1 protein-coding gene is annotated in these 423 nt (G+C 72.1%); it reads left to right on the plus strand.

The genetic code is table 11. From position 1 onward, the window contains the following. A partial coding sequence (locus D7Y04_RS42925; protein ID WP_304988660.1) for an RNA 3'-terminal phosphate cyclase occupies window positions 1-423 on the plus strand: 423 nt, incomplete at both ends.

A 423-nucleotide genomic window follows, 5' to 3' on the forward strand; every position in this document is an offset into this window, starting at 1 on the left:
GCAGACAGTGCTGCCCGCGCTGCTGGCCGCGACGGAGCCGTCCACGTTGAGGCTGGAGGGCGGGACGCACAACCCGGCGGCGCCGCCGTTCGACTTCCTCGCCCGGGCGTACCTGCCGATTCTGCGCAAGCTGGGGCCGACCGTCACGGCGACGCTGGAGCGTCCCGGTTTCTTCCCGGCGGGTGGCGGGAAGTTCCACGTGGACGTGCGGCCGGCGCCCATGAAGCCCCTCTCGCTGCTGGAGCGGGGGCGGGTGCTGCGCCGTGACGCGAAGGCGGTGGTGGCGATGATTCCCTTCGACGTGGCGAAGCGGGAGATGGAGACGGCGGGGGCACTGCTCAAGTGGCGTCCGGACGAGCTGCGGGTGGAGGAACTCAAGCGCACCACGGGCCCGGGCAACGCGCTGGTGGTGGAGGTGGAGAG

It is taken from the genome of Corallococcus sp. AB038B (assembly GCF_003668955.1).
In the GTDB taxonomy this organism is placed as follows: Bacteria; Myxococcota; Myxococcia; order Myxococcales; family Myxococcaceae; genus Corallococcus; species Corallococcus exiguus.